The sequence below is a fragment of the Kitasatospora sp. NPDC098652 genome, from assembly GCF_044760155.1.
Lineage (GTDB): Bacteria > Actinomycetota > Actinomycetes > Streptomycetales > Streptomycetaceae > Kitasatospora.
The window spans coordinates 173,879-200,282 of the sequence record NZ_JBIWAQ010000012.1; the positions used below are offsets into that span (position 1 = coordinate 173,879).

General features: G+C 74.7%; 20 protein-coding genes, 1 tRNA gene, 1 pseudogene and 1 riboswitch. Of the genes and pseudogenes, 5 read left to right on the forward strand and 17 right to left on the reverse strand.

All coding sequences use genetic code 11. The features are described 5' to 3' along the window. Positions 1-52: 52 nt before the first annotated feature. From ACIQWA_RS25270 to ACIQWA_RS25280, 3 genes and pseudogenes are all read right to left on the reverse strand, one after another. Complete coding sequence (locus ACIQWA_RS25270; protein WP_402486083.1) at positions 53-1,648, reverse strand: cellulose binding domain-containing protein; 1,596 nt, start codon at positions 1,646-1,648, stop codon at positions 53-55. Between the two features lie 366 nt (positions 1,649-2,014). Continuing rightward, a complete protein-coding gene (locus ACIQWA_RS25275) occupies positions 2,015-3,574 on the reverse strand; it encodes a sensor histidine kinase (protein ID WP_402486086.1) in 1,560 nt (519 codons plus the stop codon). Between the two features lie 137 nt (positions 3,575-3,711). Further along, positions 3,712-4,383 (reverse strand): annotated as a pseudogene (locus ACIQWA_RS25280) (response regulator transcription factor); the annotation flags it as partial. A 145-nt stretch (positions 4,384-4,528) separates the two neighbouring features. Between ACIQWA_RS25280 and ACIQWA_RS25285 the strand changes: the two are divergent. After that, positions 4,529-5,080 carry a hypothetical protein gene (locus ACIQWA_RS25285; protein WP_402486089.1) on the forward strand — a complete coding sequence of 184 codons (552 nt, stop codon included), beginning with the start codon at positions 4,529-4,531 and terminating at the stop codon, positions 5,078-5,080. Between the two features lie 91 nt (positions 5,081-5,171). On the opposite strand, the gene ACIQWA_RS25290 is transcribed toward ACIQWA_RS25285, so the two are convergent. After that, positions 5,172-5,714, reverse strand: a complete 543-nt coding sequence (locus tag ACIQWA_RS25290; RefSeq protein ID WP_402486092.1) for a VOC family protein — start codon at positions 5,712-5,714, stop codon at positions 5,172-5,174. 192 nt (positions 5,715-5,906) lie between these two features. Between ACIQWA_RS25290 and ACIQWA_RS25295 the strand changes: the two genes are divergently transcribed. After that, a complete protein-coding gene (locus tag ACIQWA_RS25295; protein WP_402486095.1) occupies positions 5,907-6,473 on the forward strand; it encodes an Lrp/AsnC family transcriptional regulator in 567 nt (188 codons plus the stop codon). A 114-nt stretch (positions 6,474-6,587) separates the two neighbouring features. Here the strand turns inward: ACIQWA_RS25295 and ACIQWA_RS25300 are convergent, their stop codons facing one another. The 3 genes from ACIQWA_RS25300 to ACIQWA_RS25310 all read right to left on the reverse strand — a co-directional run bounded on the left by ACIQWA_RS25300 (position 6,588) and on the right by ACIQWA_RS25310 (position 10,297). Further along, the gene (locus ACIQWA_RS25300; protein ID WP_402486098.1) at positions 6,588-7,394 is read right to left on the reverse strand and encodes a S16 family serine protease; all 807 of its coding nucleotides are present in this window, start codon (positions 7,392-7,394) and stop codon (positions 6,588-6,590) included. 38 nt (positions 7,395-7,432) lie between these two features. After that, entirely contained in the window at positions 7,433-8,083 is a 651-nt protein-coding gene (locus tag ACIQWA_RS25305; protein ID WP_030308168.1) for an IclR family transcriptional regulator, read from the reverse strand. 381 nt (positions 8,084-8,464) lie between these two features. Further along, the gene (locus tag ACIQWA_RS25310; protein ID WP_402486245.1) at positions 8,465-10,297 is read right to left on the reverse strand and encodes a DEAD/DEAH box helicase; all 1,833 of its coding nucleotides are present in this window, start codon (positions 10,295-10,297) and stop codon (positions 8,465-8,467) included. A 310-nt stretch (positions 10,298-10,607) separates the two neighbouring features. Here ACIQWA_RS25310 and ACIQWA_RS25315 point away from each other — a divergent pair, with 310 nt between their 5' ends. Next, complete coding sequence (locus ACIQWA_RS25315; RefSeq protein WP_360239052.1) at positions 10,608-11,036, forward strand: SsgA family sporulation/cell division regulator; 429 nt, start codon at positions 10,608-10,610, stop codon at positions 11,034-11,036. 101 nt (positions 11,037-11,137) lie between these two features. On the opposite strand, the gene ACIQWA_RS25320 is transcribed toward ACIQWA_RS25315, so the two are convergent. Genes ACIQWA_RS25320 through ACIQWA_RS25330 form a run of 3 tightly spaced genes read right to left on the reverse strand, consistent with a single transcriptional unit; the run spans position 11,138 to position 15,668 of the window. After that, positions 11,138-13,738, reverse strand: coding sequence for a rhomboid family intramembrane serine protease (locus ACIQWA_RS25320; RefSeq protein ID WP_402486102.1), 2,601 nt, complete (start codon positions 13,736-13,738; stop codon positions 11,138-11,140). Continuing rightward, entirely contained in the window at positions 13,705-15,030 is a 1,326-nt protein-coding gene (locus tag ACIQWA_RS25325; RefSeq protein WP_402486105.1) for an alpha/beta hydrolase-fold protein, read from the reverse strand. The genes ACIQWA_RS25320 and ACIQWA_RS25325 overlap by 34 nt, the downstream gene beginning before the upstream one ends. Beyond that, a complete protein-coding gene (locus ACIQWA_RS25330) occupies positions 15,027-15,668 on the reverse strand; it encodes a class F sortase (protein ID WP_402486108.1) in 642 nt (213 codons plus the stop codon). The genes ACIQWA_RS25325 and ACIQWA_RS25330 overlap by 4 nt, the downstream gene beginning before the upstream one ends. Positions 15,669-16,112: 444 nt before the next feature. Here ACIQWA_RS25330 and ACIQWA_RS25335 point away from each other — a divergent pair, with 444 nt between their 5' ends. Next, complete coding sequence (locus ACIQWA_RS25335) at positions 16,113-17,420, forward strand: hypothetical protein (protein ID WP_402486111.1); 1,308 nt, start codon at positions 16,113-16,115, stop codon at positions 17,418-17,420. A gap of 7 nt (positions 17,421-17,427) precedes the next feature. Here ACIQWA_RS25335 and ACIQWA_RS25340 read toward each other — a convergent pair whose 3' ends face one another. Further along, positions 17,428-18,867, reverse strand: a complete 1,440-nt coding sequence (locus ACIQWA_RS25340) for an MFS transporter (protein WP_402486113.1) — start codon at positions 18,865-18,867, stop codon at positions 17,428-17,430. A gap of 95 nt (positions 18,868-18,962) precedes the next feature. After that, positions 18,963-19,277, reverse strand: a complete 315-nt coding sequence (locus ACIQWA_RS25345; protein WP_402486116.1) for a DMT family transporter — start codon at positions 19,275-19,277, stop codon at positions 18,963-18,965. Positions 19,278-19,321: 44 nt separating this feature from the next. Further along, positions 19,322-19,388: riboswitch (guanidine-III (ykkC-III) riboswitch) on the reverse strand. Between the two features lie 83 nt (positions 19,389-19,471). Between ACIQWA_RS25345 and ACIQWA_RS25350 the strand changes: the two genes are divergently transcribed. After that, positions 19,472-19,543: transfer RNA gene (locus ACIQWA_RS25350), tRNA-Cys, on the forward strand. A 126-nt stretch (positions 19,544-19,669) separates the two neighbouring features. Here ACIQWA_RS25350 and ACIQWA_RS25355 read toward each other — a convergent pair. The 5 genes from ACIQWA_RS25355 to ACIQWA_RS25375 form a co-directional block, all read right to left on the reverse strand. Then, positions 19,670-22,000, reverse strand: coding sequence for a xanthine dehydrogenase family protein molybdopterin-binding subunit (locus tag ACIQWA_RS25355; RefSeq protein WP_360239073.1), 2,331 nt, complete (start codon positions 21,998-22,000; stop codon positions 19,670-19,672). Further along, a complete protein-coding gene (locus ACIQWA_RS25360) occupies positions 21,997-23,217 on the reverse strand; it encodes a (2Fe-2S)-binding protein (protein ID WP_402486119.1) in 1,221 nt (406 codons plus the stop codon). Before ACIQWA_RS25360 ends, ACIQWA_RS25355 begins: the two co-directional genes overlap by 4 nt. Beyond that, on the reverse strand, positions 23,214-24,080 hold the full coding sequence (locus tag ACIQWA_RS25365; protein WP_360239122.1) for an FAD binding domain-containing protein: 867 nt from the start codon (positions 24,078-24,080) through the stop codon (positions 23,214-23,216). The genes ACIQWA_RS25360 and ACIQWA_RS25365 overlap by 4 nt, the downstream gene beginning before the upstream one ends. A gap of 324 nt (positions 24,081-24,404) precedes the next feature. Further along, positions 24,405-26,015: a beta-N-acetylhexosaminidase gene (locus ACIQWA_RS25370; protein ID WP_402486122.1), complete on the reverse strand. Its 1,611-nt coding sequence runs from the start codon at positions 26,013-26,015 to the stop codon at positions 24,405-24,407. A gap of 91 nt (positions 26,016-26,106) precedes the next feature. Further along, positions 26,107-26,391, reverse strand: coding sequence for a DUF3039 domain-containing protein (locus ACIQWA_RS25375; protein ID WP_360239079.1), 285 nt, complete (start codon positions 26,389-26,391; stop codon positions 26,107-26,109). Positions 26,392-26,404 lie beyond the last annotated feature (13 nt).

The following is a 26,404-nucleotide window of genomic DNA, read 5'->3' on the forward strand; positions in this document are numbered from 1 at the left end:
GACCCGGGCTGGGGCCGGACCCGAGCTGGGGGCCGGACCCGGGCTGGGGGCCTCAGCCGGTGTAGCGGCCGAGGGCCCGGGTGAAGTCCAGCGGCTGCTGGACGATGCTGCTGCAACTGGCGTCCGCGGAGGCCTTGGCGCCGCCGGCGCAGGCCTTGTCCCGGGTGCCGGACCACATGGCCAGCCAGGCGAGGTGCTTGCCGGCCGCGAAGTCGGCCAGCTGCTCGGCGTCGGCCACCGTGAAGACCTCGCTGGCGACGTCGTTGACGCCGATCATCGGGGTGACCGCGACCTTGCGCCAGGCGGCCGCGTCGTCGAGCCCCAGCACGCCCTTGACCTGGGCCTGGGTGGCGGTGGCCGCGGCGATCGCGTACGTGCCCATCCGCCCCTGCGGGTCGGGGGCCACGCCGTCGCCGAAGTCCATGGCCATGATGTTGACGGCACCGACCGCGACACCGGCGGCCTTGGCCCCGGCGACCAGGTCGACGCCGTCCTGGGTCAGGCCGGAGGGCAGTGCGGGCAGGGTGAAGGAGACGTCGAGCGGCCTGCCCTTCGCGGCGGCCTCGCGCTGGAGCTGGGCGACGGCCTGGGCCCGCCGGGTGTTGGCGGCGGTGTCGGCGATCGCGCCACCCTCCACGTCGAAGTCGAGCCGGGTCACGCCGTACGCGTCGACCACCGTGCGGTACGCGGCGGCCAGGTCGGCGGTGGAGCCGCAGGCGAGGGCCAGCTCGCTGCCGTTGGCGCCGCCGAAGGAGACCCGGACGTCCCCGCCGATCGCGCGCAGGGCCCCGATCTGGGCGGCCACCGCGTCGGCGGACAGGTCGCTGACCCCGCCCCACTTGGGTACGCAGCCGCCGCCGGAGACCACGAAGGCGAGGTTGAACCGCTTCACCCCGGTGGCCTTGGCGGTGGCGACCAGGTCGTAGGGCGGGTAGAGCGAGGTGTCGACGTACGGGGCGAAGCCGCCCCCGGCGCCGGCCGGGGGTACCGGCACACCGGTCGCCGTGGGGGTGGCGGTCGGGGTCGCGGTCGGGGTCGGCTTCGCGGTGGCGGTCGGGCTCGGCTTCCCGGTGGCGGTGGCCGGGGCCGAGGCGGTCGCGGTGGGCGAGGCCGGGCCGGTGGGCGAGGGCGTGGGGGTGGGCGAGGGCGTGGGGGTGGTGGTCGGACGCCCGGAGGGGGTGGGCGCGGGGCCCTCGCCGGCCTTGCAGGAGGCGTTGTCGATCAGGCAGTTCCCGGGCTCGGCCTGCGCCGCGCCGGCGCCCTGGGCGACGAAGCCGACCACCACGCTCTTCCCCGGGTCCAGCCGCCTGCTCCAGGCCTCCGGCCGCACGGTGACGTGCTGCCCGGCGGCGGTGAAGGTGGCGTTCCAGAGCGAGTCGATCTTCGCGCCGGCCGGCAGGTCGAAGCTGAGCGTCCAGTCCTCGATCGGGTCGGCGGCCGGGTTGGTGACCAGGTACTGGCCGGTGTAGCCGGCGTCCCAGCTGCTGGTCCGGCTGAACACGGCGCCGAGCGGGGCGGCGCTGGCCGAGGAGGCGAGCACCACGGTCCCGCCCGCGACCAGGACGGCGGCGACCGCCGAGGCCCCGATGATCGTCCCCTTACGGCTTCGCCTGCGGCGGCCGGAACGGCGGGTGGGTCGGGTGGTCATGCGCGTTACCTCCGCGGGTGCCTGCGGTCGGCACCGTTCGCCGGTGCCTGCGGTCGGCACCGTTCGCCGGTGCCTGCGGTCGGCACCGTTCGTCGATGCCTGCGGTCGGCCGCCGTCCGGACGGGCCGCGCACGGGTGCGCGGGGACGTCCCGGGCGGCCGGCCCGGCTCGGTCGGGTGACCGGCGCGACCGACGCTAGCCGCGCCCGGAGGCCGGAAGCCGTGGGCTGAGCGAGGGGTGAAGCTCCCTTAGGCCGCAGTTAAGGAAGAGGCCCGCCCAAGGAAGAGACCCGCCCCAGGAAGAGGCCGGCCGAGCGGCGGACCACAGGGCGCAGCCCGTACGACGACCCTCCCGCCCCACCCACCGTCACTTCGGGAACAGCGCGCCCCGGGTCCGCCGCCGGCCGGCCCGGGTGGTCGGGGCCTCCGTCGGGCGGGTGCGCAGCCGCAGCCTGGTCTCCGCGCCGCCGAGCACGGCGGAGCGGCCGAGTGCCAGGTCCCCGCCGGTGGACTCGGCGAGCTTGCGCACGATGTCCAGCCCGAGGCCGGTGGAGCCCTCGCCGCCGTGGCCCTCGCCGCGCTTGAGGGCGGCGGCCGGGTCGCTGTAGCCGGGCCCGGCGTCGCCGACCAGCACGATCACCGAGGAGTCGGTGGCCAGCACGTCCACCGAGAAGGCGGTGCCGACGGCGGTGTGCCGGAAGACGTTGCCGAGCAGGGCGTCGACCGCGGCGGCCAGGTCGCCGCGCTGGACGGGGACGGGTGCGGCGCGTTCGGCACCGGCCAGTTGCCAGCGACGGCCCTCGTCCTCGGCCAGCGCGGACCAGAAGCCGACCCGTTCGCGGATCACCTCGGCGGCGTCGCAGCCGACCGCGACGGCGGGCGCGTCCTCGGGGGCGCGGCGGGCGGAGCGGATGATCTGGTCGACCTCGCGCTCCAGTTGGGCCACCGCGTGCCGGGTGGCGTCGGCCGCGTCGCCGTCGCCGAGGGAGGCGGCGTTGAGCCGCAGCACGGTCAGCGGGGTGCGCAGCCGGTGCGACAGGTCGGCGGCCAACTCGCGCTCGGCTGCCAGGAGTTGGACGACGCGGTCGGCCATGGCGTTGAACGCGTGGGCGGCCTCGCGGAGTTCCTCCGGGCTGCCGTCGACCTGCTTGCCCGCCACCGGGACGCGCACCGCGAGGTCCCCGGCGCCCAACGAGCGGGCGGCGGCGGCGAGTCGGCGGGCGGAGGCCACGAACCGGCCGCCCATCCGGTCGGCGACCAGCACCGACAGGGCGACCAGGCCGAGCGCGACGGCGGAGAGCACCAGCCAGGCGGTGGAGACGCCCCGGGTGAGGTCGCTCTCGGCGACGAACACCTCGACCACGGCGGTCCGCCCGGTGTCCACCGCGACCGGCTGGAGCAGCGCGTAGCCGCCGGGCACCGCGACGGTGAAGGCCCGGCCCTGGCCACCGGCCGTGGCCACGTCCGCCGCGGCGGCGCGCCCCTCCCCGATGGTCGGCCCGTCGGGCCCACCGGACACCCCGGCCCCACCGGACCCCGCGGGCTCCCGGGCCCCGCCGGACCCCGCAGGCGCCCCGGCTCCACCGGACCCCACAGCCACCCCGGCCCCACCGGCCCCCGCAGCCGCCCCAGCCCCGCCCGGGGCCCAGGACTCCCCCGCGGGCACCGGCAGGTGCACCGCCATCCGGCCCTGGCCCCCCGCATCGGTGCTGGCCAGCGCGCGGTTGATGGCGTCCTGGTCGGTGGTGATCGCCAGGGCCGGCCCGAGCGCCGCGGCCTGCCGCTCGGCTGCCGTGAACGCCCGGTCCCGGGCGGTCTGTTGGACCATCAGGCCGAGCGGGATGAGGAAGGCCAGCGCGACCATGGTGGTCCCGGCCACGGCGGCCTTGATCAGGGCCCAGCGCAGCGAGTGGGTGAACCGCTTCATGTCCGGTGCTCCGCAGTGCCCGCCGGGTCCGCCGGGTCCGCGGTGCCCGCCGGGTCCGCCGTGCCCCCAGCACCGGCGGCGCCCCCAGCACCGGCGTTGCCCGCAGCGCCCTCAGCACCGGCAGTGCCCGCGACCGCCTCCAGCCGGACCCCGACGCCCCGGACGGTGTGCAGGTAGCGGGGGTTGGAGGCGGTCTCGCCGAGCTTGCGGCGCAGCCAGGAGAGGTGGACGTCGATGGTCTGGTCGCCGCCGTAGGTCTGCTGCCAGACCTCGGCGAGGATCTCCTTGCGCGGCACGACCACCCCGGGCCGGGCGGCCAGGAAGGCCAGCAGGTCGAACTCGCGCCGGGTCAGGTCGAGCAGCCGCCCGTCCAGGACGGCCTCGCGCCGCTGGAGGTCGATGGCCAGTCCGCCGACCCGCAGCACCTGGGCGACGGGGGCGGCGCCGCCGCCGAGCCGGCGCAGCACGGCGGCCATCCGGGCACTCAGGTGTTCCCCGGAGAAAGGTTTCACCAGGTAGTCGTCGGCACCGTCGTTGAGCAGTCGGACGATCTCGGCCTCGTCGTCCCGCGCGGTCGAGATGATCACCGGGACGTTGGTCAGTCCCCGGATCATCTTGAGCGCCTCGCTGCCGTCCAGGTCGGGCAGGCCCAGGTCCAGGATCACCAGGTCGCAGCCGACCTGGGCGACCTCCCGCAGCGCCTCCAGGGCCGTGCCCACACTGCGGACCGCGTGACCGGTGTCGGTCAGGTGGCGGATGAGCGCGGAACGTACGAAGGGGTCGTCCTCGACCACGAGCACTGTTGCCATGGCCCTGCACGGTACGCCATCGGCAGGCAGTGGTCTGTACCTCGGGGGCGGCTCCGCACGGCCTCCGTACAGTGTGCAACTCCCCTGCCGAACACCGGGGGTACCCGTCACCACCTGCCCGGAAGTACGGCAGGATGTGCGGACGATGCGGAACGGACTGGTACAGCTCTGCGCCTGGGCGGCGGCCACCGGGGCGGCGGTGGCGCTGTCCTGGCTCGGCGTGCACGCCGTGCTCGGCGGAGCCGCGTCCGAGCGGCCCACCGCACTGCCGCTGCCCTCCCCGAAGGCCGGGAGCACACCGTACGGAGCGAGCGCCACCCCCGGCCGGACGCCGGCCGAGGACGCAGCGTCCTCGCCCGCCTCCCCGCCGGCCTCCCCGACCGCGAGCACGGCCGCCACCGCCGCGCACGCCCCGGTCACCACCGCGGCCGCCCCGCCGACCAGGAAGCCCGTGCCCGCCGCCAGCACCCCGACACCGACGGTGAAGAGCTACCCGGTCCCCGGCGGCCGGGTCGCCCTGGACATCCGCGCCGACCGGGCCTCGCTGGTCTCCGCCACCCCGGACCCGGGCTGGCAGATGCAGGTCTGGAACGGCGACCAGTGGATGCGGGTGGACTTCACCAAGGACAACCAGGCCAACTCGGTCTTCGTCTACTGGAACGGCCACCCGCCGGTCGTGGAGACGGCGGTCCGCTGACCCGCCGCCACACCCACCGCCGCGCCCGCCGCCACACCTGCCACACCCGCCGCCACACCCGCCACCCCTCCGGCCCCGGCGACCGCCCCGGTCACCACCCCGCGAAGGCCTGGTACCCCGGCAGGTACGGCCCCACGTACCCCGAGCGGTCGACCAAGGTGTGCCGGGAGCCGCCCGGCACCGCGATGGTGGCCAGCACCACCGAGCCGTACCGGTCCCGCACCTCGTACGGTTCGGCCAGCGACAGCGCGCCCCGGTCCACGGCGTAGTCGTACGCGTAGGGGACGTCCGGCACGCCGACCGCGAGGTCCAGCACCCCGTCCCCGTAGCGCTCCAGGTGTGCCGCCAGCTCCCGGCCGCGCGGGCCGATCGCCTGCACGGGCGAGGTGAGCACGATCCGCGTCCCGGGCCCGGCCAGCACGTAGGAGACCGCCTCCGGGTCGCCGGTCCCCGGCCCGGCGTACGCCGTACAGCGCAGCCCGAGCGCCGCCTGGTAGCGGCGGGCCGCCCGCTCGGCGTCGCCGACCACGAACACCACCGCGTCGGCGCGGCCGGGCGGCAGCGGGCCGGGGTCCTCCGCTCCCCCGGCCGGGCCCGCGGCGAGCAGGACGGATTCGGCGGCGGTGTCGGTCATGACGGCCCTCCCGGTAGGCGTACGGACCACCCGGCGCCCGGGGTGGGGCCCGGAGCACGGGATCGTGGCTGGAGGGTGGCGCCGGGCCGACCTACGCGCAACTGATCCGTTTCCTCCTGGTCAAGCTGCGCCCCGGAGCGGGAGAATCGGCGGCACCGCTGTACAGAATGCCCACCGGAGGACCGAGCCGCGATGCCCCCCGCCCACTCCCCGAGCGCCCCGGGCTCCCCCGACCCCGACCCGTCCACCCCCCAGGGCCCCGCGACCCCGACCGGTGGTGGCGGCGGCAACGACACCATCGACGCCCTGGACGGCCGGCTGATCCGGCTGCTCGCCGAGGAGCCCCGGATCGGCGTGCTGGAGTGCTCGCGCCGGCTCCAGGTCGCCCGGGGCACCGTGCAGGCCCGGCTGGACCGGCTGCAGGCCAAGGGGGTGATCAGCGGGTTCGGCCCGGAGGTGGACCCGGCCGCGATCGGCTACCCGGTGACGGCCTTCGCCACCCTGGAGATCTCCCAGGGCCAGGGCGCGGACGTGCGGGCGCACCTGGCGCGGGTGCCGGAGGTGCTGGAGCTGCACACGATCACCGGGATCGGCGACATGCTGGTGCGGATCGTGGCCCGCTCCAACGCGGACCTCCAGCGGGTGATCGACCGGGTGGTGGGCTTCGACGGGATCGTCCGCTCCTCCACCGCGATCGTGCTGGAGAACCCGGTGCCGTACCGGATCCTGCCCCTGGTGGACCAGGCGGCCGCCGAGTAGACCGAGGCCCGCCCAGCAGCCGGGAACGCCCAGCGCTTGGGCCCGGTCAGCACTTGGGCCCGCCCAGCAGCCGAAAGCGCCCAACAGCTGGGCCCGGTCAGCGGCCGGGAACGCTCAGCAGCTGGGAACGCTGCCGCCGCTCTTCAACGCCTCCAGCGCCTGCACCGACTCGGCGAGCGTGCCCACCGGCACCAGCCGCAGCGTCTTGGGGGTGTTCACCTTGGCGTCCGTGCACTCCTCCTTGGGCAGCAGGAACACCGTAGCGCCGTCCCGGGCCGCCGCCTGGGTCTTCAACGGGACGCCGCCGACCGGGCCGACGGTGCCGTCGTCGGCGATGGTGCCGGTGCCCGCGATCCTGAGCCCACCGGTGAGGTCGCCGCCCTTGCCGTCACCGGCGAGCTTGTCGACGATGCCCAGCGCCAGCATCTGTCCGGCGCTGGGGCCGCCCACGTCGCCCAGGTCGACCTTGACCTTCACCTGGGCCGGCGAGAGGTGGAGGTAGCCCAGCGCGGCCGCGGTGGCGCTGTCCTGGGACTCGGCCATCTGCTGGGCGGTCACCTGCTCCGCCTTGGCGGGGTCGCTCTGCGGGTACACCGTCTCGGTCGGCCGGACGGCCTCGTCCTGGTCGAACCAGGCCCGCAGCCCCCGCCAGAACGTGGTCCGCTGCCCCGGGTTGGTGGCCGAGATGGTGACCATCCGCAGCTCGCCGTCGGTGCTGCGCAGCGGCGCCCCGGTGATGGTGAGCACCGGCCGGCCCTGGTAGGTGCCCAGGGTGTCCGCGGTCAGGCCCGGCCAGGTGACGGTGTACGGCAGCGGGACGAAGGCCGCCACGCCGAACAGCGCGGCGACCAGCACCCCGCAGAGCGCGAGCGCGCGGGTCCGCGGGGACGAAAGGGCCTTGGGCAGCTTGGTGTCGGACACAAGGGGAATCCAAACACACCCGACACCCCGCGCGAGCGCTACCGCAGGGCGTCGGCCACCTCGGTGGCCGCCTCCACCACCCGGGGGCCGACCCGTTCGGGCACCAGCCCGTTGAGCATCACCACGCCGACGCTGCCCTCGATGCCGCTCAGCCCGAGCAGCGCGGCGGCGGCCCCGCTGGCCCCGGACTGCTCCTCCGCACGGGTGATGACGAAGCCCTGTTCGGGCCGGCGCTGGCTGGGGAAGGTGCGGGCCTCCAGGATCGCCCGGCCGGCCGCGCTCTCGCCGAGCGGGTGGCGCAGGCCGGTGCGGTAGGCGACGTGGAAGTCGGTCCAGCTGGGCTCGACGACGGCGACGGCCAGGGCCTCGTTGCCGTCCACCAGGGTCAGGTGGGCGGTGGCGCCGAGGTCCTCGGCGAGGCTGCGCAGGGCGGGCAGTGCGGCCTCGCGCAGCAGCGGGTGCACCCGGTGGGCCAGCCGCAGCACGCCGAGGCCGACCCGGGCCCGGCCGCCGATGTCGCGGCGGACCAGGCCGTGCTGCTCCAGGGTGGCGAGGAGCCGGTAGACCACGGTGCGGTTGACGGCCAGCCGGGCGGCCAGCTCGGTGACGGTGAGCCCGCGCTCGGAGTCGGCGAGGAGCTTGAGGACGCGGACGCCGCGGTCCAAGGTCTGGGAGGTCTCTGCTGTCACGACGGGCAGTCCTTTCCGCGGCGCTCGCGGGGCGTGCGGCGCCGGGCCAGAAGGTCGGTGTCGCGCGCAGGTGGGGGTGGCCGCGCTCGGGCCGTGCGGCGTCGTCCCTGACGACCGCACGGTCCTGCGGAGCCCGTCCCGCGGGGGTTGCCCGGCGGAAGAGCGTGGGGGAAAGGTAGTGAAGTAATTCCCGCGGCGGAAGTGGTTGTCCAAAATTCGGTCGTGATCGGCATCACCGCCGCTGGGAATTCCGGACAAATCATGCCGATCCACCGGCCCGACCAGGGCGCCAGTTCGACCCCGGTCCGATGTCCGGACACCCCGGGGGGCGGCGGTCCGGGCCCAGGACCGCCCTGGCGGCCCGGATCGCCTGCCGGACCGTTACTTCGCCCACTCCCGAATCTTGGCGATCCGCGCCTTCAACTGGTTGGCGGTGGCCTGCGCGGTCAGCGGCCCGCCGCACTGGCGGCGCAGTTCGTTGTGGACGGTGCCGTGCGGCTGGTTGGTGCGGTGGTGCCAGGCGGCGACCAGCGCGTTCAGCTCCTTGCGCAGCTCGCGCAGCTCCTGGTGGGTGACCACCGGCCGCTGCTCGGCCGGGAGCTCCAGCAGGTCGGCCTCCTCGGCGGGCTTGGTCTTGCTGCGCTGGATCTGCCGGTGCTGGCGCTTCTGCAGCAGCATCTGCACCTGGTCCGGCTCCAGCAGGCCCGGGATGCCGAGGTAGTCCTCCTCCTCCTCGCTCCCCGGGTGGGCCTGCATGCCGAACTCCATGGCGTTGTACAGCACCCGGTCGAAGACCGCCTCGGAGCCCAGCGCCTCGTAGGAGAACTCCTCGCCGCCCGCGCCGTCCGGCCCGTCGTTGGCGCGCTCGGCCTCGGCGAGCAGCCGGTCCTCCTCGTCGAAGAGGCCGTCGCCCTCCTTCTTCGGCCGGTCCAGCACGTGGTCGCGCTGGAGCTCCATCTCGTTGGCGAAGCCCAGCAGCATCGGGATGGTCGGCAGGAACACCGAGGCGGTCTCGCCGCGCTTGCGGGCGCGCACGAAGCGGCCGACGGCCTGGGCGAAGAACAGCGGGGTGGAGATCGAGGTGGCGTACACCCCGACGCACAGCCGGGGCACGTCGACGCCCTCGGACACCATGCGGACCGCGACCATCCAGCGCGAGGTGCCCGCCGCGAAGTCGGAGATCCGCTGCGAGGCCTCGGCCTCGTCGGAGAGCACCAGGGTGACCTTCTCGCCGCTGATCTCGCGCAGCATCTTGGCGTAGGCGCGGGCCACGTTCTGGTCGGTGGCGATCACCAGTCCGCCGGCGTCCGGGATCGCCTTGCGGACCTCGGTGAGCCGGCGGTCGGCGGCCTGGAGGACGGAGGGGATCCACTCGCCCTGCGGGGACAGCGCGGTGCGCCAGGCCTGGGCGATCAGGTCCTTGGTCATCGGCTCGCCGAGCCGGGCCTCCAGCTCGTCCCCGGACTTGGTGCGCCAGCGCATGTTGCCGCTGTAGCTGAGGAAGATCACCGGGCGGACGACGTGGTCGGCGAGCGCGTGCCCGTAGCCGTAGGTGTAGTCGGCGATGGACTTGCGGATGCCGTCGCTGCCCGCGTCGTAGGCCACGAAGGGGATCGGGTTGGTGTCCGAGCGGAACGGCGTCCCGGTCAGCGCCAGTCGGCGGGTGGCCGGCTCGAAGGCCTCGAAGCAGGCCTCGCCCCAGGACTTGGAGTCACCGGCGTGGTGGATCTCGTCCATGATCACGAGGGTCTTGCGGGCCTCGGTCCGGTTCCGGTGCAGCATCGGGTTGACCCCGACGCCCGCGTAGGTGACCACGATGCCGTGGTAGTCCCGGGAGAGCGGGCCGGAGGAGTACGCCGGGTCCAGCCGGATGCCTATCCGCGCGGCGGCCTCGGCCCACTGCTTCTTCAGGTGCTCGGTCGGGGCGACGACGGTCACCTGCTGCACCAGGTGGTTGTGCAGCAGGTACGAGGCCAGGGTGAGGGCGAAGGTGGTCTTGCCGGCGCCCGGGGTGGCGACCGCGAGGAAGTCCCGCGGCTGGGTCTCGATGTACTTGTCCAGCGCACCCTGCTGCCAGGCCCGCAGCTTGCCCGCGGTGCCCCAGGGGGCACGACCGGGGAAGGCCGGGGAGAGGTGGTGCGAGGCGGCGGGCGCGGCATGGCCGACGACCCGGGCGGGCTCCTGCTGCTCCGGTGCGTCGGAGAACAGCGGCATCGAGGAGGCGGCGGCAGTACTCACGGTCTCCGAGGGGGGATCATCGCAGGTCAGAGGCGGTTTTGCGGCCCCGTCCCGCGGTCGGGCGGCGATCGGACAACCCGCCCAGCCTACCGGCCCGGCGTCGCTCGGACCTCCAGGACGGGCTCCGCGCCGGGCCCGGACGGCCGGAAATCGATGTGACGCAGGTCACGTCGATTCACCCGTGGAACCGGGTAATCCCCACCGTCCCCGGCACTCTCACCAGGGTGAGGCCGCCCCAACCCCACCTGCCGTCGGGCGGCCCGCGCCGAACGAAGGGACCCACCCCTTGTACTCCGCCGTCGAAGAGACCGTCCAGGCCCGTCTGATCCTCTCCCCGCAGCGTTCCGCCCGGCTGCGCGTGGTCCTGTCGTACCTGCCGGAGGACCCGTACGCGGTCCGGATGGCCTTCCCGGCCGAGTTCTCGCTGGACGGGCCCGCGGACGAGCGGGCCGGCGAGGACATCGTCTGGGTGTTCGCCCGTCAGCTGCTCTCGGCCGGCCTGGAGCTGCCAGCCGGCGTCGGCGACGTCCACGTCCGCCCCACCCTCGACCGGCGCACCATGGTCGAGCTGCGGGCCCCGGAGGGCACCGCGCTGCTCCGGTTCGACACCGGGGACCTGCGCCGGTTCCTGTGGCGCAGCCGCCTGCTCGTCCCGGAGGGCGAGGAGCACCTGCACCTGGACGCCGACCGCGCCCTCGCCCAGCTGCTCGGCTGACGGCCGTTCGCCCGCTCGCCTCCGGGGCGGGTGGTTCAGCCGTTCAGCCGGACACCTTGCGCATCACCCGGTCCAGCCGGGCACCTTGCGCATCACCCGGTTCAGCCGGACAGCTTGCGCATCAGCCGGACCCCCTGCGCCGCCGTGAGGTGCGGCAGATAGGCCTTGCCGATCGCCCTGGTGATGCCGGGCAGCGCGGCCGGGTCGGGGTACGCCATGTACATCGGACGGTACTCCGGCTGGAACTTCGCCTTGAACGCCAGCAGCGAGCGGAAGCCGTACACCGGCTCCAGCACCCGGCCCATCCAGTCCAGCATCCGCTGCAGACCGGCGGGCTCCTCGTCCTGCCGGGCGCGGGCCAGCGGTGCCCCCGACAGCGAGAGGAAGCGGGCGCCCTCGCCCTTGAAGCCGAGCGCGGCCGAGGCGATCAGGAACTCGCTCACGCCGCGGAAGCCGTCCGAGCGCCGCCGCATGAAGTCGAGCGTCCAGCCGACCGGCACGCCGTCCTCGTACACCGGCATCCAGCTGGTGAGCCCGTGCACCACCCGGTCCTGGTCCACCGCGACCAGCACCCGCACGTCCGGGTCGTCCAGCTCCTCCAGCCCGCCGAGCGTGAAGCCCATCTCGGGCAGGCCCTTCTCGGAGACCCACTCCTCGGAGATGGCCCGGATCTGGTCGCGCAGCGCGAGCGGCGCCTCCTGGTAGGTCCACCACTCCGCGGTGATGCCCTGCTTGCCGGCCTTGTTGAGGGCGGTGCGGATGTCCTGCCACTTGCGGCCGGTGAAGGCCAGCTCCGGCAGCGGCACCACGGTGTCCTCGGCGACCTGCACCGAGCGCCAGCCCAGCTGCGCGGCCGCCGCCCTGGTCTCGGCGCAGACGCTGTAGAAGCACGGCGTCCAGCCGCGGGCGTCGCAGTAGCGGGCGAATCCGGCCACCGCCCGGGCCCGCTCCTCCGGGGCGCCGAACGGGTCGCCGGTGGTCAGCGCCACGGTGCCGACCACCCGGTAGGCGACGGCCGCGCGGCCCCCCTCGTCGAACCAGTAGTGGTTGCCCTCCCAGGTGGTGATGAAGGACAGCGTCCCGCCGCCGTGCTCGGCGAGCAGCGCCCGGGCCCGGGCGGCCGCCGCCGTGTCGGTGCGCAGCACCGGACGGCGGAACGCCGACAGCAGCGCGAGCAGCGCGACCACCCAGAACGCAAGCCCGCAGTACGTCTCCAGGAACAGCGCCATCGGGCCGACGGCTATCGGGTAGTCCGGCAGCAGGTCGTTGTACGCGGGCGGCAGGAACTGGGCGGGCAGCCCGTTCACCAGCCCGCGCACGCCCGCCCCCGGCTCGAACTGCCCGGCCACCAGCCGCCCGAGGCCCACGTACGCGGCCGCCGCCACCAGCGCGGCCCCGCCGACCACGGCGGCCAGTCGGCGCACCGCCCGGCCGGCCAGCCGCAGCCGGAACCGCTGCCGGGTGGCCAGCAGCAGGACGGTGGTCAGCAGCGGCAGCAGCATCGCCTCGACGAAGTACTGCACCGCGTCCCCGTCGACCGGCCCGGCCTCGAAGTACAGCCAGGCCAGCAGCGCGGCCCAGAGCACCTCGGTGACGACGCTGATCCGCCAGGCGAACCGCAGGCCCCGGCGCAGCCCCTCGGCGAGCACCAGCAGCAGGGCCGGGAAGAGCGCGGCCATCAGCCGGGCGGGGGTGTCGAAGATCCGCTCGACGGCGTGCGCCCGGGCGCAGTCGTGCGCCGAGGCGGCGCAGAAGTCGGCCACCTCCTCGGGGCTGAGCCGGTGCGAGAGGTACAGCTCGGAGAAGGTGTTGAACGGCCCGCTGGCGTTGTCGTACAGCGAGGCGATCAGGGGCCCGCAGGCGGCGGCGACCAGGCAGAGCGCGACCAGTACCCGGGTCTCGCCGTGCGAGGAGCGGTGGGCGCGCAGGTACGGCCGGCCGCGGCTGAGCAGGGCGCCCAGGCCGAGGCCGAACAGCGCGCCGGCGCAGCGCTGGACGCTCTGCAGGTGCCCCACGTACAGGGTCATGACCAGCGGGACGAGCAGCACCAGCAGGTGCAGCCGGCGGCGCCAGAGCACGGTGAGCCGGTAGCCGAGCACCCCGGCCACGGCGAACAGGCCGACGGCGGGCCCGACCGAGGTCTGGTCGGCCACCGAGGCGGTCCACTGCTCCCCGGCCGAGGAGCCGAAGGCGACCAGCCCGGTGCCCAGCAGGGTGCCGGCCACCTGCCCGCCGACCAGCAGCGCGAGGGTGCGCAGCCGGCCGAACCGGCGCTCGGCGGCCGGGCCGACCAGGAGCAGCAGCAGGCTGGTGAAGACGTACGAGCCGATGCCCGTGGAGAAGAGGAGCGAGCTGACCGGCGTCCACCAGCGGCCCTCGCCGAGGGTGGGCAGGCCGACGCCGACCCGGGCGAGCAGCCGCCCGGACGGCCCGCCGGACAGGCTGCCGGTCGCCGCGCCGAGGGCCCAGAGCCCGGCCAGCAGCGCCAGGGTCAGCGGCGCCGAGCGCAGCCGGTCGCCGAGCACCCGTACGGCCCGGCGGATCCGCTGCGGCCCGGCCTCCGGTGTCGGGGTGACCGGGGCCAGGTGGGCGTCCTGCGGCTGCGCGCCCTGCGCGTCCCGCCCCTCCGCGCGCTCCCGCCCCCTGGCGATGCGCGCCGCCGTCCCGATCACCGGGTCAGGCCGGTCTGCTGGGCCAGCCACGGTATCTGCCGGACGATGCCCGGGCGGAAGACGACCCAGCCGTGACCTCCCGGCATGAGCTCGAACTTCGCCTTCATACCGGCCTCCTGGGCGCGCTGGTAGACCTTCTCCATCTGCGGTCTGAACTCCCCGTCGTGTTCGCCGACGACCAGCGCGATGCTGGTGTCCGGGAACTTCCGGCGGGCCATCACATGGGCGGGGTCGACCGCCTCGAACTTCTTCCCGTCGCCGCCGAAGGCTGCCTTGACGGTCTCCTCGCGGGTGCCCAGGGTGGGCTCCTCCTGCCCGGACATGTCCAGCACGGTGCCGTACACGTCGGGCGCGTTGACCCCGAGCTGGAGGGCGCAGGTGCCGCCCATCGAGGCGCCGCCGATCGCCCAGGCCTTCGGGCCGGTGGCGGCCTGGAGGTTCTGCTGGACCCACCGGGGGACGTCCACCGCGAGGTAGGTCTGCACCTTGGCGATCTTCGAGTCCAGGCAGAGCGTGTTGGCCCAGGTCGAGCCGAGCTGGTCGGGCATCACGACGATCGGCGCCAGGCCGTGGTGCTCGGCCGCGAACGCGTCCATCGCCGCGTTGATCTGCCCGGAGAGCACCCAGTCCCCGGGCTGCCCGGGCTGGCCGGGGAGCATCACGACCACGGGCAGCAGCGGCCGCGGGGTGGCCTGGTAGGCGGGCGGGAGGTAGACGTACGCGTCCCGGGCCTTGAAGCCGGACCGCAGGCCCGGGATCGGGACCACCGAGACGGTGCCCTTGTCGGGCAGGTTCGCCGGGGGCTGCCAGACCTCCTCCAGCACCTGCTGCGGCTGGGCGGAGACGGTCTGCGCCACCTTGGCGGCGACCAGGCCCTCGGTCCGTGTCAGCCACGGCGCGAGCATCACCCGCCCGTTGGGGAACTGGCCGAAGCCGGTGTTCACCTCGGAGGCGGCCATCAGCAGGACCAGCCCGCTGAGGCCGAGCGCCAGGCCCCGGCGCGGCCAGGACAGCCGGCGCATCCGGTACCCCGCCAGGCAGAAGCCCAGCAGGGCGACGGCTATCCACCAGGTGACGTACCGGGGGGTGCCCTCCGGGAAGGGGTGCCACCAGCCGTCGACGAGGACCTCCAGCAGCAGGCTGAGCGCCGCCGCGGTGATCAGCGCGGCGGGCAGCCGGACCCGCCACCAGCTGCGGCCGCGGCCGACGGCGAGCGCGAACAGCGCGGCCCAGCCGGCCAGCAGGACGGCTTGCGGGATGGGGCCGTGGGTGAGCGGCCAGTCGATCGGGTTCCAGCGGCTGGCGAGGGTGAGCGTGGTCATGCGGCTTTGCCCGGCGGTGTGGTGTCGGCCAGGAATCCGTAGGCGACGACGTTTCCCTCGTAGCCGTGTTCCTCGCTGTACGCGCCGCCGCAGGTGATCACCCGCAGCTGAGCGTCGGCGGCCTGGCGGTAGACCCGGTCGTCCGGGAAGTCCTTTCGGTCGTGCACTTCGATGGCGTACAGCTGGTAGACGGCGGTGGCGCCGTCGGCGCGGGCGATCTCGATCCGGTCGCCCCGGTGGAGTGCTCCCAGGTGGTAGAAGACGGCCGGTCCGGCCTTGTTGTCGACGTGCCCGGCCAGGATGGCGGTGCCGCGCTGGCCGGGGCTGGCGCCGCCGCGGTACCAGCCCGCGAGGTTGCGGTCGGCCGCGGGCGGGGCCTGGAGGTGCCCGTCGGGGTCCAGTCCCAGCTCGGTGACGGGGGCGTCCAGACGGACGGCCGGGATGCGGATCCGGGTCGGGGCGGACGGGCCGAGCGGGGGGACGACGGAGACCGGGGCGAAGCCCGACAGCGACTGTCCGCTCGGCGCGGGCGGCAGTACGGGCGAGCCGCCGCCGTTCAGCAGCCAGGCGCCGAGCACCAGGGCGGCGCCGGCCGCCAGGGTGCCCGGCCAGGGGCTGCTGCTCTGCCGGTCGCCCACGGGTGCTCCCTTCTGCCGGCCCGGATCCCATTCCTGAGAGTTTGCTGGGAACTCATTCAATCGGATCGGACCCTGGGGCACGTCCTCACGACGGCCCGATCCGCACCCGCCGATCGGCAGGGATGACGGCTCCGGACCTGCACGGAGTGGGTGTGCGGCCACGGAAGGTGACCTTCCGCTTCCGCGTCCGGATGCGGCACCCCCACCCGGCCCCCACCCGTACGAACACCTTCGACGTTTCGGTCCGCCGTTTCGGTTGCGTCAATCGGGCGATCGATTGCGACCGTTCGCTGCGCCTCTACGACCGTTCCGGTCCACATGCCATCCTGACCCGGTCACGGGCTCCACCCCCTCCGGGCCGACCGGACCCCCCGCGCGCCGCACGCACCCCGCACGCCTGCCGGACTCCGCCCGCCCGTCGAACACCTCACGAACGGAGTGACCATGGACGCGCTCTCCCGCCGAACCCTGCTGGCCGCCGGAGCGGCCACCGCCGCCACCCTGGCGGCGGGCTGCGGCAGCGACCGGGCCGGCGGGGGCGGGGAGCACGCGGCCGACGGCGCCGCCCCGGCCACCGCGGCGTCCGAGGGACAGAGCGCCACCCCGGCCGCGGTCCCGCAGAAGCCGCAGACCGTCCTGCTCGGCGACGGCTCCACCTCCGACACCGGCCCCCAGCCCCGCCAGCCCGTCCCGGACCGGCTCCAGCCCGGCCAGCGCCCCCCGCAGTTCGTGGTCTTCTCCTGGGACGGCGCCGGCGAGCTCGACAACGGGCTGTTCGCCCGCTTCCGCCGGCTGGCCCAGGAGCACAACGCCTCGATGACCTTCTTCCTCAGCGGCCTCTACCTGCTGCCGGAGTCCAAGAAGGACCTGTACCGCCCGCCGCAGCACAAGGTCGGCGCCTCCGAGATCGGCTACCTGAGCGACCAGCACATCCACGACACCCTGGAGAACGTGCACGCCGCCTGGCTGGAGGGCCACGAGATCGGCACCCACTTCAACGGCCACTTCTGCGGCCCCACCGGCGTCGGCGCGTGGTCCCCGGAGGAGTGGGAGAGCGAGATCCAGCAGGCGATGGAGTTCGTGACGAGCTGGCGCACCAACACCGGCTTCACCGACCTGCCGGCCCTGCCCTTCGACTACCGCAAGGAGCTGATCGGCAGCCGCACCCCCTGCCTGGAGGGCCAGCGCAACCTGCTGCCCACCGCCGTCAAGCGCGGCTGGCGCTACGACAGCAGCGGCAACGGCACCCAGGTCTGGCCGCAGAAGATCCAGGGCGGCGCGCTCTGGGACCTCCCGCTGCAGGCCATCCCCTTCCCCGGGCACACCTTCCAGGTGCTGTCGATGGACTACAACATCATGTTCAACCAGTGCGGCCCCAACACCAAGGCCGACCCGGCGCTCTACCCGGGCTTCCAGGCCCAGGCCCGGGACTCCTACCTGATGGGCTTCGACCGCACCTACAACAGCAACCGGGCGCCGTACATCATCGGCAACCACTTCGAGGAGTGGAACGGCGGCATCTACATGAACGCCGTCGAGGACGTGCTCAAGTCGATCGCGGGCAAGCCGGAGGTCCGGCTGGTCTCCTTCCGCCAACTGGTCGACTGGCTGGACGCCCAGGACCCGGCGGTGCTGCGCAAGCTCCAGAGCCTCGGCCCGGGCCAGTCCCCGGCCGGCGGCTGGGAGGCCTTCCTCGGTACCCCGGCCGCGCCGCCGGCCGCCTCCCCCACCGCCACCGCCACCGCGTCCTGACCTCCGGTCAGGCCCGGACCCGTACCCGCCCGGCGAGCAGCGCCCCCAGCGCCGCCACCGCGGCCATCACCAGCAGGATCACCGCGAAGGCACCGGGCGAGCCGTCGGCCCCGGTGCCTTCGTGCGCCGCGACCGGCGAGCCGCCGCCCAGCGCCGCGAACAGCACCCCGGCCAGACCGGTCAGCAGCACGTTGCCCAGCGCGTCGCTCATCTGCAGCGCGGCCGAGTTCGCCCCCGCGTCCTCGGGCGCGGAGAGCTTCATCATCAGCACGCTGACGCTCGCGACCGTCAGCCCCATCCCGATGCCGCCGACGCCCCAGGCCACCGAGGCCACCCAGGCCGGCACCGCCGGGACCAGCACCAGCGCGGCGGCCGCGATCGCCACCGCCGTCAGCACGAAGCCGCCCCGGATCATCGCCTCGCGGTACCGCTCGGCCCCCGGGCGGCCCTGCAACCAGGAGCCCAGCGCCCAGGTCAGCCCGCCGCTGGTCAGGGTGAGCCCGGACAGCGTCGGCGAGAGGTCGCGCTGGGTGGTCATCATCAGCGGCACGAAGGCCTCGGCCCCGAGGAACGCCCCCGCCGCCAGCCCGCGCAGCAGGATCACCGTCGGCAGCCCGCGCCCGGCCCGCAGGGTCCGCCTCGGCAGCAGCCCCAGCACGGCCGGGGCCAGCAGCGCCGCCCCCGCGACGCCGGGGAGCAGCCCGACCAGGTCCCGGCGCTGGCCGGCGTACTGCAGCAGGCCCGCGCCGACGGCCGCCATCGCGGCCAGCAGGGTGCGGCGGCGGTCGAAGTCGGCACCCTTGGGCACCGGGTGCTCCCGCTCGGAGCGGGCCAGCGCCGGGCCCATCACTGCCAGCGGCAGCAGGATCAGCACCGGCACCGCCAGGAAGACCCAGCGCCAGCCGAGGTGCTGGGTGACGGCCCCGGAGACCAGCGGCCCGACGATCGAGGGCAGCACCCAGGCCGAGGAGAAGGCGGCGAACACCGCCGGCCGCAGCCGCTCCGGGTAGGCCCGGCCGACCACCACGTACAGCGCGACGATCACCAGCCCGCCGCCCAGCCCCTGGATCGCCCGCCCGGCCACGAACACCCACATGCCCGGCGCCGTCCCGGCCACCACCAGGCCCGCGCCGAAGACCGCGATGCCGGTGAACAGCGGCCGGAGCGGGCCGCGCCGGTCGCACCACTGGCCGGAGACGACCAGGGCGAACAGCGTGGTGGTGAAGTAGCCGGAGAAGGCGAAGGCGTACAGCCCCAGGCCGTCCAGCTCCCGGGCCGCGGTCGGCATCGCGGTGTTGACGGCGGTCGCCTCGAAGGCGATCACCAGCACCACCGACACGATGCCGAGCGTCAGGGCCCGGAAGCGGCCACTCATGACCCCGCCCCCGGGGTCGGCTCCGGAGGGTGTCGAGGGCGAGTCGACCGAGGTGGGGGAGGCAGTGGTCATGAGTGACATCGTAAGAGCCGTCCGCGTGCTTGACTCCTGACCGGAGTCCCTGGCGGGATCCGTCGAAGGGCCTAGGACCGGCCCCGGAACAGGCGTCAGTGCAGCACCTTGAGCCCCACCACACCGCAGACGATCAGCAGCAGGCAGCCGATCCGGGCCAGGGTCACCGCGTCGCCCAGGACGGCCATGCCGTAGAGCGCGGTGCCGACCGCGCCGATGCCGACCCAGACTGCGTAGCCGGTGCCGATCGGGATGGTGCGCATCGCGTACGCCAGCCCGCCCATGCTGAACAGCAGCGCGACGCCGAACACGAGGCTGGGGGTGAGGCGGGAGAAGCCCTTGGACGATTCCAGGGCCACCGCCCAGACGGTCTCCAGGAGACCCGAGACGATCAGAACGAGCCAAGCCATGACGGCCGTACCTCCGCAGTCCACAGCGGCCGGATTGCCGCTGAACTGCGCCGTCTTGTCGTCACCGGGTACGACGCGCTCGTCCGGGGTGGCGGGGGAATCAACCACCTGTTCCGACGGTAGCACACATTGCCACACAGAATTTACAGAACGTCATTGACCCCATTCGGCCGGTACGCCATCCTGAATTCACTGGCCGTGTGCCCGAGTGGCTCAGGGAATCGTCTGCAAAGCGATGTACGCGGGTTCAATTCCCGCCACGGCCTCGGAAACGGAATTGCCGGTCGACCGGAAGTCGACCGGCAATTCCGCATTTCCCGTTCCGTTTCCGGCCGCCGCGGGAGCCCGGCACGACGGCCGCCGCACCGGGCGCGGCGGCCGGGGGCACCGGCTCAGGCCGTGACGGCGTCCTCCGGGCGGATCGGCAGCCGCCCCACCGGCAGCCCGGTGGCGGCCCGGACGGCGGCGGCGACCGCCGAGGGGGCGACCACCGCGGGCACGGCGCTGACCGCCTTGGCCCCGAAGGTGGCGACCACGTCCCGCTCCTCCAGCAGCGCGGCGATCCGCACCTCCGGGGTGTCCAGCGAGGTCGGCAGCCGGTAGCCGGTGAGCGAGGGGTTGGCCATCACCCCGCCCGAGGTCTGGAGGTCCTCCATCAGCGCCAGTCCCACCCCGTGGGCCACGCCCGCCTCGATCCGGTCCTCGATCTGGCGCGGGTTCAGCGCCCGGCCGACGTCCTGGGCGACGGTCATCTCGACCACCCGGACGGACCCCAGCTCGATGTCCACGTCCACCACCGCGCGCATCGCGCAGAAGGAGATGGAGACGAAGGCGTCGCCGTGCCCGGACTCGTCCAGCGGCTCGGTCGGGTGCGGGCGGCACTGCGCGGTGGCCCAGAGCTCCTTGCCCTCCAGCGCCTCCGCGACCGGCATGCCGAGCACCCCGTCGTAGGAGGTGATCTTGCCGTCGGCGATCTGCAGCAGTTCCACCGACATCCCGAAGTCGGCCGCGATCGGCTGCAGCAACTGGTGGCGGACCATCAGCGCGGCCCGCTCGACCGCCCCGCCGGAGACCCAGGTGTGCCGGCCCCGGGCGGAGGGCCCGGCGATCGACTGGTCGCTGTCGGCCGGCGCGATGTAGACCTCGCTGACGCCCAGCACGGTCTGCACGATCTGCCGGGCCAGCGTGGCGAAGCCCTGCCCGGCGTCGACGGCCGCGCAGATCACCGTGGCGTGGTCCCCGCTGACCCGCACGGTGGCGGTGGAGACCTCGTCCTCGCCCTCGGCGCCCAGCATGTGCACCATGCCGACGGCGTAGCCGATCCCGCGCCGCACCGCGGCCGGGTCCCCGGCCCCGCCGGGACCACCCGGCAGCAGCCACTCGGCGTCCGGGTCGTCCACCGGCAGGGCCGGCAGCGGCTCGGCGGCCACCGCGTCCAGCAGCGCCTTCACCGGGGCCGGGCAGGTGACGGCCTGTCCGGTGGGCAGCGGGTCGCCGGTCGACATCGCGTTGCGGCGGCGGATCTCCACCGGGTCCACGCCCACCCGGGCGGCCAGCTGGTCCAGCTGGGACTCGTACGCGAAGCAGGCCTGGAGCGCGCCCTCGCCGCGCATCCGCCCGGCCGGCGGGTTGTTGGTGCGCACCGCCCAGGCGTCCACGAACACGTTCGGGCAGACGTACGGGCCGACCGAGAAGGCCGTCGCGGCGGCCAGCGCCTCGGCGGAGACGTCGGCGTAGGCGCCGCCGTCCAGCAGGATCTGCGCCTCCACCTTCACCAGGGTGCCGTCGGCGTCGGCGTGGTGGCGGTAGCGCAGCAGCGCGGGGTGGCGCGAGGCGTGGGTGTGGAAGGACTCCTCGCGGGTGAGGGTCATCTTCACCGGGCGGCCGGTGCGCAGCGCCAGCAGCGCCAGGGTGACCTGGAAGGAGAGGTCCTCGCGGTCGGTGGTGGCGCCGGGCACTCCGGTGACCACCAGGCGAACCCGGTCCGGCTCCAGGCCCAGGCAGGCGGCGGTGCGGTCGCGGTCGCCGTGCGGGTCGGTGGAGGACAGGTGCAGCTCGACGCCGCCGTCCGGGCGCGGCACGGCCAGGCCGGCCTCGGCGCCGAGCGGGGCCGGGTCCTGCCGGCCGACCTGGTAGAGGCCCTCGACGATGATCTCGCCGGCCGCGTCCGGGTCCCCGGTGCGCAGCGGCAGGTGGCGGAACAGGTTGCCGTCCGGGTGCAGCGCCGGCGCGGTGAAGGCCTGCTCGGGGTCGGTGACCGCTTCCAGCGGCTCGTAGTCGACCGCGATCAGGCCGACGGCCAGCCGGGCGGTGTCGGGGTGGTCGGCGGCGACCGCGGCGATCGGCTCGCCGTGGTGGCGCACCACGCCGGCGGCCAGCACCGGGCGGTCGGAGACGATCGGGCCGGCCGGGGCGCCGTCCGGCAGGCCGTCCGGGCCGGGCGGCAGGTCGGCCGCGGTGACCACGGCGTGCACCCCGGGCAGGGCGAGCGCGGCCGAGGTGTCGATGCCGCGGATCCGGGCGTGCGGGTGCGGCGAGCGCAGCACCGCGCCCCACAGCAGCCCCTCGGCCCAGAGGTCGGCCGCGTACGGGTAGATGCCGAGTGCCTTGGGCAGCGCGTCGCTGCGCAGCGGGGAGCTGCCCAGGCCGAAGGGCTCCGGTGCGGCGCCGCCCTCGCCGCCGTCCTGCTGGAGTGCTGCGCCGATGTCGGTAGGCGACGTCATGATGCGTGGTCGTCCTCGGGGAGCCGGATGCCGTGGGCGGGGGTGGCGCCGTAGGGGACGCCGGTGGTCGGGACGCCGGCCTCGGCCGGGGTGCCGTGCGGGTCCGCGTACGGGGTGCCGTGCGGGGGCGTGCCGTCGTGGACGGCGCCGGGCAGCGGGGTGCCGTGCGCGGGGGTGGGCTCGTAGACCGGGGCGTCGTAGCCGGTGTCGTAGCCGGTGTCGTAGCCGGTGTGCTGCTGGTGGCCGTCCGGGTAGCCGGCCGGCACGTAGGTGCCGTGCGCGGGGGTGGCCTGGTACGCCTGCTCGGGGTAGCCCTGGGGGTAGTACACCTGGTCGCCGACGGCCTGGGCGGGGATGCCGGGCCGCATCCCGGTCAGCGCGGAGGTGTCGTACACGCCGGTGTCGTAGCCGCCGTCACCGTACGGCTGCTCGGCGGGGGCCGGGGCCGGCAGCGGGGCCTGGGCCTCGGCGGGCACCGGGGCGGGGGCCGGCTCGACGGGCGGCTGCGGGACGTGCTCGATCCAGGCCTCGGAGTCGGCGTAGACGGGCGGTTCGACGACCGGCTCCGGCTCGGCGGCGGCCGGGGCGCCGGTCTCCGCGGCCGGGGCCGCGGTGTTCCCCTCGGCGGCCGAGGAGGCCGCGGCGGCGGCCTCCTCGGCCTCCTCGACCTCCAGGGCGCGGGCGTCCGCGACGGTCTGGACGGCGGCCAGCACCCCGCGGTAGCCGGTGCAGCGGCACAGGTTGCCGCACAGCGCCTGCCGGGCCTCGACCTCGGTGGGCCGGTGGTTGCGCTGGAGCAGGTCGTGCACGGCCATCGCCATGCCGGGGGTGCAGTAGCCGCACTGCACGGCGCCGGAGGCGGCCAGCGCCTGCTGGACGTCGCTCGCGCCGCCGCCGGCCGACAGGCCCTCGACGGTGTTGATCTCGCTGTCGGCGGCCAGCGCGGCGGGCACCAGGCAGCCGGCCACCAGCTGGCCGTCCACCTGCACCGAGCAGGCCCCGCACTCGCCCTGCTCGCAGCCGTCCTTGGCACCGGCCAGGCCGAGCCGCTCGCGCAGCACGTAGAGCAGGCTCTCACCGATCCAGGCGTCGGTGACGGGCCGTTCGAAACCGTTGACCCGCAGCGTGTAGGAGGCGCACGGGCGCAGCTCCCGGCTGACCTGCGGGGTGGAGCCGAGCGGGTCGGCGTCGAGGGTCTCGATGGGGTCTGTGGTCACTTCAGCGCCCTTCCCAGTGCCCGTCGGGCCAGCACCGATACGGTACGCCGCAGCCGGACGGCGGCCGCGGTCGGCCCCTCGGTCACGGCCTCCCAGGCCCCCTCGGCACCGTAGTTGTCGGGGACGCAGGCGGCGGCCACGTACTCGCCGAAGGCGGCGCCCGCGGCCGGGTCGATCTCCCGGCTGCCGTCCCAGTCGATGCAGCCGGCCACCCAGGCCTCGGCCTCCAGCGGGCGCAGCGGCACCGGGGCGACGGCCCCGACGGCGCAGCGCACGGCGCGCCGGGCCGGGTCGAGGACGAGCGCGACGGAGGCGGTGGCGCGGGCCGGGCCGCTGCGGCCGGTGGCCTTGAGGAAGACCTGCGGCGCGTGCAGCAGCGGGACCCGCACCCAGGTGAGCAGTTCGCCGGGGCGCACCGGGTCGAGTCCGGTGAGCAGGTGACTGACCGGCACCTCGCGGCTGCCGCCGGCCCGGGCGAGGGTGACGGTGGCCTCCAGGGCGGCGAGCACCGGGAGGGTGTCGCCGGCCGGGGCGGCGGTGACGACGTTGCCGCCGAGGGTGCCGACGTTGCGGACCTGCGGCGGGCCGGCGGTGCGGGCGGCGTCGGCGAGGGCGGGGATGAGGGCGGCGAAGTCGGGGCGGTCCATCCGGGCGTGGGTGAGTCCGGCGCCGAGCACCGCGGTGCCGCCGTCCTCGTAGCGCCAGCCGCGCAGTTCGGTGATCCGGCCGAGGCCGACCAGGGCGGCGGGGCGCAGCCGTCCGGCGTTGACGGCTTCCATGAGGTCGGTGGCTCCGGCCACCGGTACCGCGGCCGGGGCGGCGGCCAACGCGTCGACGGCCTCGTCGAGCGAGGCCGGCAGCATGATCGTCCGGTTCACCTGGGTCCCACCGTGCTCCACTTGCTCATCGATCGTCTGCCGCCCACGGCCGTGGCCGCACTGCACTGTCCGCGTCAGCAGCCCGGCCTGGCCGTAGGGTACGGGCGATCGGGCCGGGTTGGGCAACTCTGGCACACAATGCTCGATGATCATTTCGGGACCGGTGACCGGGACTGCCCGATTGGGACGGATACCGGGCGGTATCTGCCCCGGTCCGAACGGGACCGGGGCAGATGTTCATCTCTTCTTGACGTCAGATGACCGTCCATAAGTTCCCGACGGACACATCAGCGCACCGCGCGCACGACCTCAGCGCACCGGCGGCGGCCCCTCGATCGGCCGCCCCGCCACCCCGGGCCGGCGCTGCCAGGGGTGCGGCCCGTCGGCCGGGCGGTACTCGACGCCCAGCGCGTCCAGCACCGCCAGGTGGCCCCGCAGCCGCCGCTCGAAGCCGGCGTAGTCGCGCTCGGCGGGTACGGCGGGCAGCGCGGACCAGGCGACCTCGGCGAAGGCGACCAGCCGGGGGAAGGCCCGGTAGTCGATGTCCCGGGCGCTGTCCATGAACTCGCTCCACAGGTTGGCCTGGGTGCCGATCACGTGCCGGGCGGCCTCCCCGTCCAGCTGCTCGGGGACGGGCTCGAAGCGGTAGACGTCCTCCAGCGTGCGCACGAAGCCGACCGGGATCGGCTCGTCCGGCCCGTCCGCCTGCCGGTGGTCGAAGTAGACGTGCTGCTCGGGGCACATCACCACGTCGTGCCCGGCCTTCGCGGCCGCGATCCCGCCGCCGAAGCCGCGCCACGAGGAGACGGCGGCGCCGGGGGCCAGCCCGCCCTCCAGGATCTCGTCCCAGCCGATCAGCCGGCGGCCGCGCTCGGCCAGCCAGCGGTCGAAGTGCCGGATGAGGTGGCTCTGCAGCTCGTCCTCGTTGGCCAGGCCCAGCTCGCGGATCCGGGACTGGGCGGCGGGGCTCTCCTTCCACTGCTCCTTGGGGCACTCGTCGCCGCCGAGGTGGACGAACTCGGACGGGAACAGCTCCAGGACCTCCTCCAGCACCCCCTCGAAGAAGCGCAGGGTCTCCTCGGAGGCGTTGAGCACGTGGTGGCTCACCCCCCAGTCGGTCCAGACGCCGAGCGCGGCGGTGTCCACCACGTCGGTGTTGCCCAGCTCGGGGTAGGCGGCGACGGCGGCCTGGGTGTGGCCGGGCAGGTCGATCTCCGGGACGACGGTGACCCCGCGCGCGGCCGCGTAGGCGACGATCTCGCGCAGGTCGTCCTGGGTGTAGTAGCCGCCGTGCGGGCGGTCGTCCCGGCGCTGCCCGGTCCGGTAGCCGACCATCGAGCGCTCCCGCCAGGCGCCGCGCTCCGTCAGCCGCGGGTAGCGCTTGATCTCCACCCGCCAGCCCTGGTCGTCGGTCAGGTGCAGGTGCAGCACGTTGAGCTTGTGCGCGGCCAGCAGGTCGACGAAGCGCAGCAGGTCGGACTTGGGCAGGAAGTGCCGGGCGACGTCCAGCAGCGCGCCGCGCCAGCCGAACCGGGGCTCGTCCGCGATGTCCGCGCCGGGCAGCACCCAGCCCCCGGCCCGCAGCGGGGAGCGGCGGTAGGCGTCCGGCCCGAGCAGCTGCCGCAGGGTCTGGGCCGCCCACAGGGCGCCGGCCGGGCCGCCGGCGGTGAGCAGGGCGTGGCCGGGGCGCACCGCGATCCGGTACGCCTCGGCGGCCAGCATGTCGTCCAGGACCAGCTCGATGCCCGTGCCCGGCCGGCCCGGACCGAGCGGCAGCCCGGTGGCGGCGGACAGCGTGCCGCGCAGCCAGCGCTCGGCGTCGGCCAGTGCGGGCGGTGCGGTCAGCGTGGTGGCGGCGTCGAGCGGGAAGTCCCCGTCCGGGCGCCGGACGGCACTCGAAGGTGCGGGAATGAGGTCCATCCCGACATCCTGCCCAGGCCCGGAACGATTGGCACAGACCACCTCGGAAACGCGGTGCTATGCAAAACGGCGTCCTGCGGACGGCGGCGGACTACTTGCCGCCGTTGTCCCCGTCGCCGCCCTGCGGCTTGCCGATGCCGTCGTAGATCTCCTTGCACATCGGGCAGACCGGGTACTTCTTCGGGTCGCGCCCGGGCACCCACACCTTGCCGCACAGCGCCACCACCGGGGACCCGGAGAGCGCGCTCTCCATGATCTTGTCCTTCTGGACGTAGTGCGCGAAGCGCTCGTGGTCGCCGTCCCCGTGGGACACCTGCGGGACGGGCTCGACCAGGGTGCCGGTGCCGAGGCCGCGCTCGGGCTCAAGAGTGCTCATGGGTGCCAAGTCT

Excerpts from the sequence above, each read along its gene's own strand:
- ACIQWA_RS25335 (WP_402486111.1), top strand. The coding sequence starts at position 16,113 with ATGGACGCGCTCTCCCGCCGAACCCTGCTGGCCGCCGGAGCGGCCACC.
- ACIQWA_RS25370 (WP_402486122.1), bottom strand. The coding sequence starts at position 26,015 with ATGGACCTCATTCCCGCACCTTCGAGTGCCGTCCGGCGCCCGGACGGG.
- ACIQWA_RS25295 (WP_402486095.1), top strand. The coding sequence starts at position 5,907 with ATGCCCCCCGCCCACTCCCCGAGCGCCCCGGGCTCCCCCGACCCCGAC.
- ACIQWA_RS25375 (WP_360239079.1), bottom strand. The coding sequence starts at position 26,391 with ATGAGCACTCTTGAGCCCGAGCGCGGCCTCGGCACCGGCACCCTGGTC.
- ACIQWA_RS25285 (WP_402486089.1), top strand. The coding sequence starts at position 4,529 with ATGCGGAACGGACTGGTACAGCTCTGCGCCTGGGCGGCGGCCACCGGG.
- ACIQWA_RS25310 (WP_402486245.1), bottom strand. The coding sequence starts at position 10,297 with ATGCCGCTGTTCTCCGACGCACCGGAGCAGCAGGAGCCCGCCCGGGTC.
- ACIQWA_RS25270 (WP_402486083.1), bottom strand. The coding sequence starts at position 1,648 with ATGACCACCCGACCCACCCGCCGTTCCGGCCGCCGCAGGCGAAGCCGT.
- ACIQWA_RS25365 (WP_360239122.1), bottom strand. The coding sequence starts at position 24,080 with ATGCTGCCGGCCTCGCTCGACGAGGCCGTCGACGCGTTGGCCGCCGCC.
- ACIQWA_RS25275 (WP_402486086.1), bottom strand. The coding sequence starts at position 3,574 with ATGAAGCGGTTCACCCACTCGCTGCGCTGGGCCCTGATCAAGGCCGCC.
- ACIQWA_RS25340 (WP_402486113.1), bottom strand. The coding sequence starts at position 18,867 with ATGACCACTGCCTCCCCCACCTCGGTCGACTCGCCCTCGACACCCTCC.
- ACIQWA_RS25345 (WP_402486116.1), bottom strand. The coding sequence starts at position 19,277 with ATGGCTTGGCTCGTTCTGATCGTCTCGGGTCTCCTGGAGACCGTCTGG.
- ACIQWA_RS25355 (WP_360239073.1), bottom strand. The coding sequence starts at position 22,000 with ATGACGTCGCCTACCGACATCGGCGCAGCACTCCAGCAGGACGGCGGC.
- ACIQWA_RS25290 (WP_402486092.1), bottom strand. The coding sequence starts at position 5,714 with ATGACCGACACCGCCGCCGAATCCGTCCTGCTCGCCGCGGGCCCGGCC.
- ACIQWA_RS25325 (WP_402486105.1), bottom strand. The coding sequence starts at position 15,030 with ATGACCACGCTCACCCTCGCCAGCCGCTGGAACCCGATCGACTGGCCG.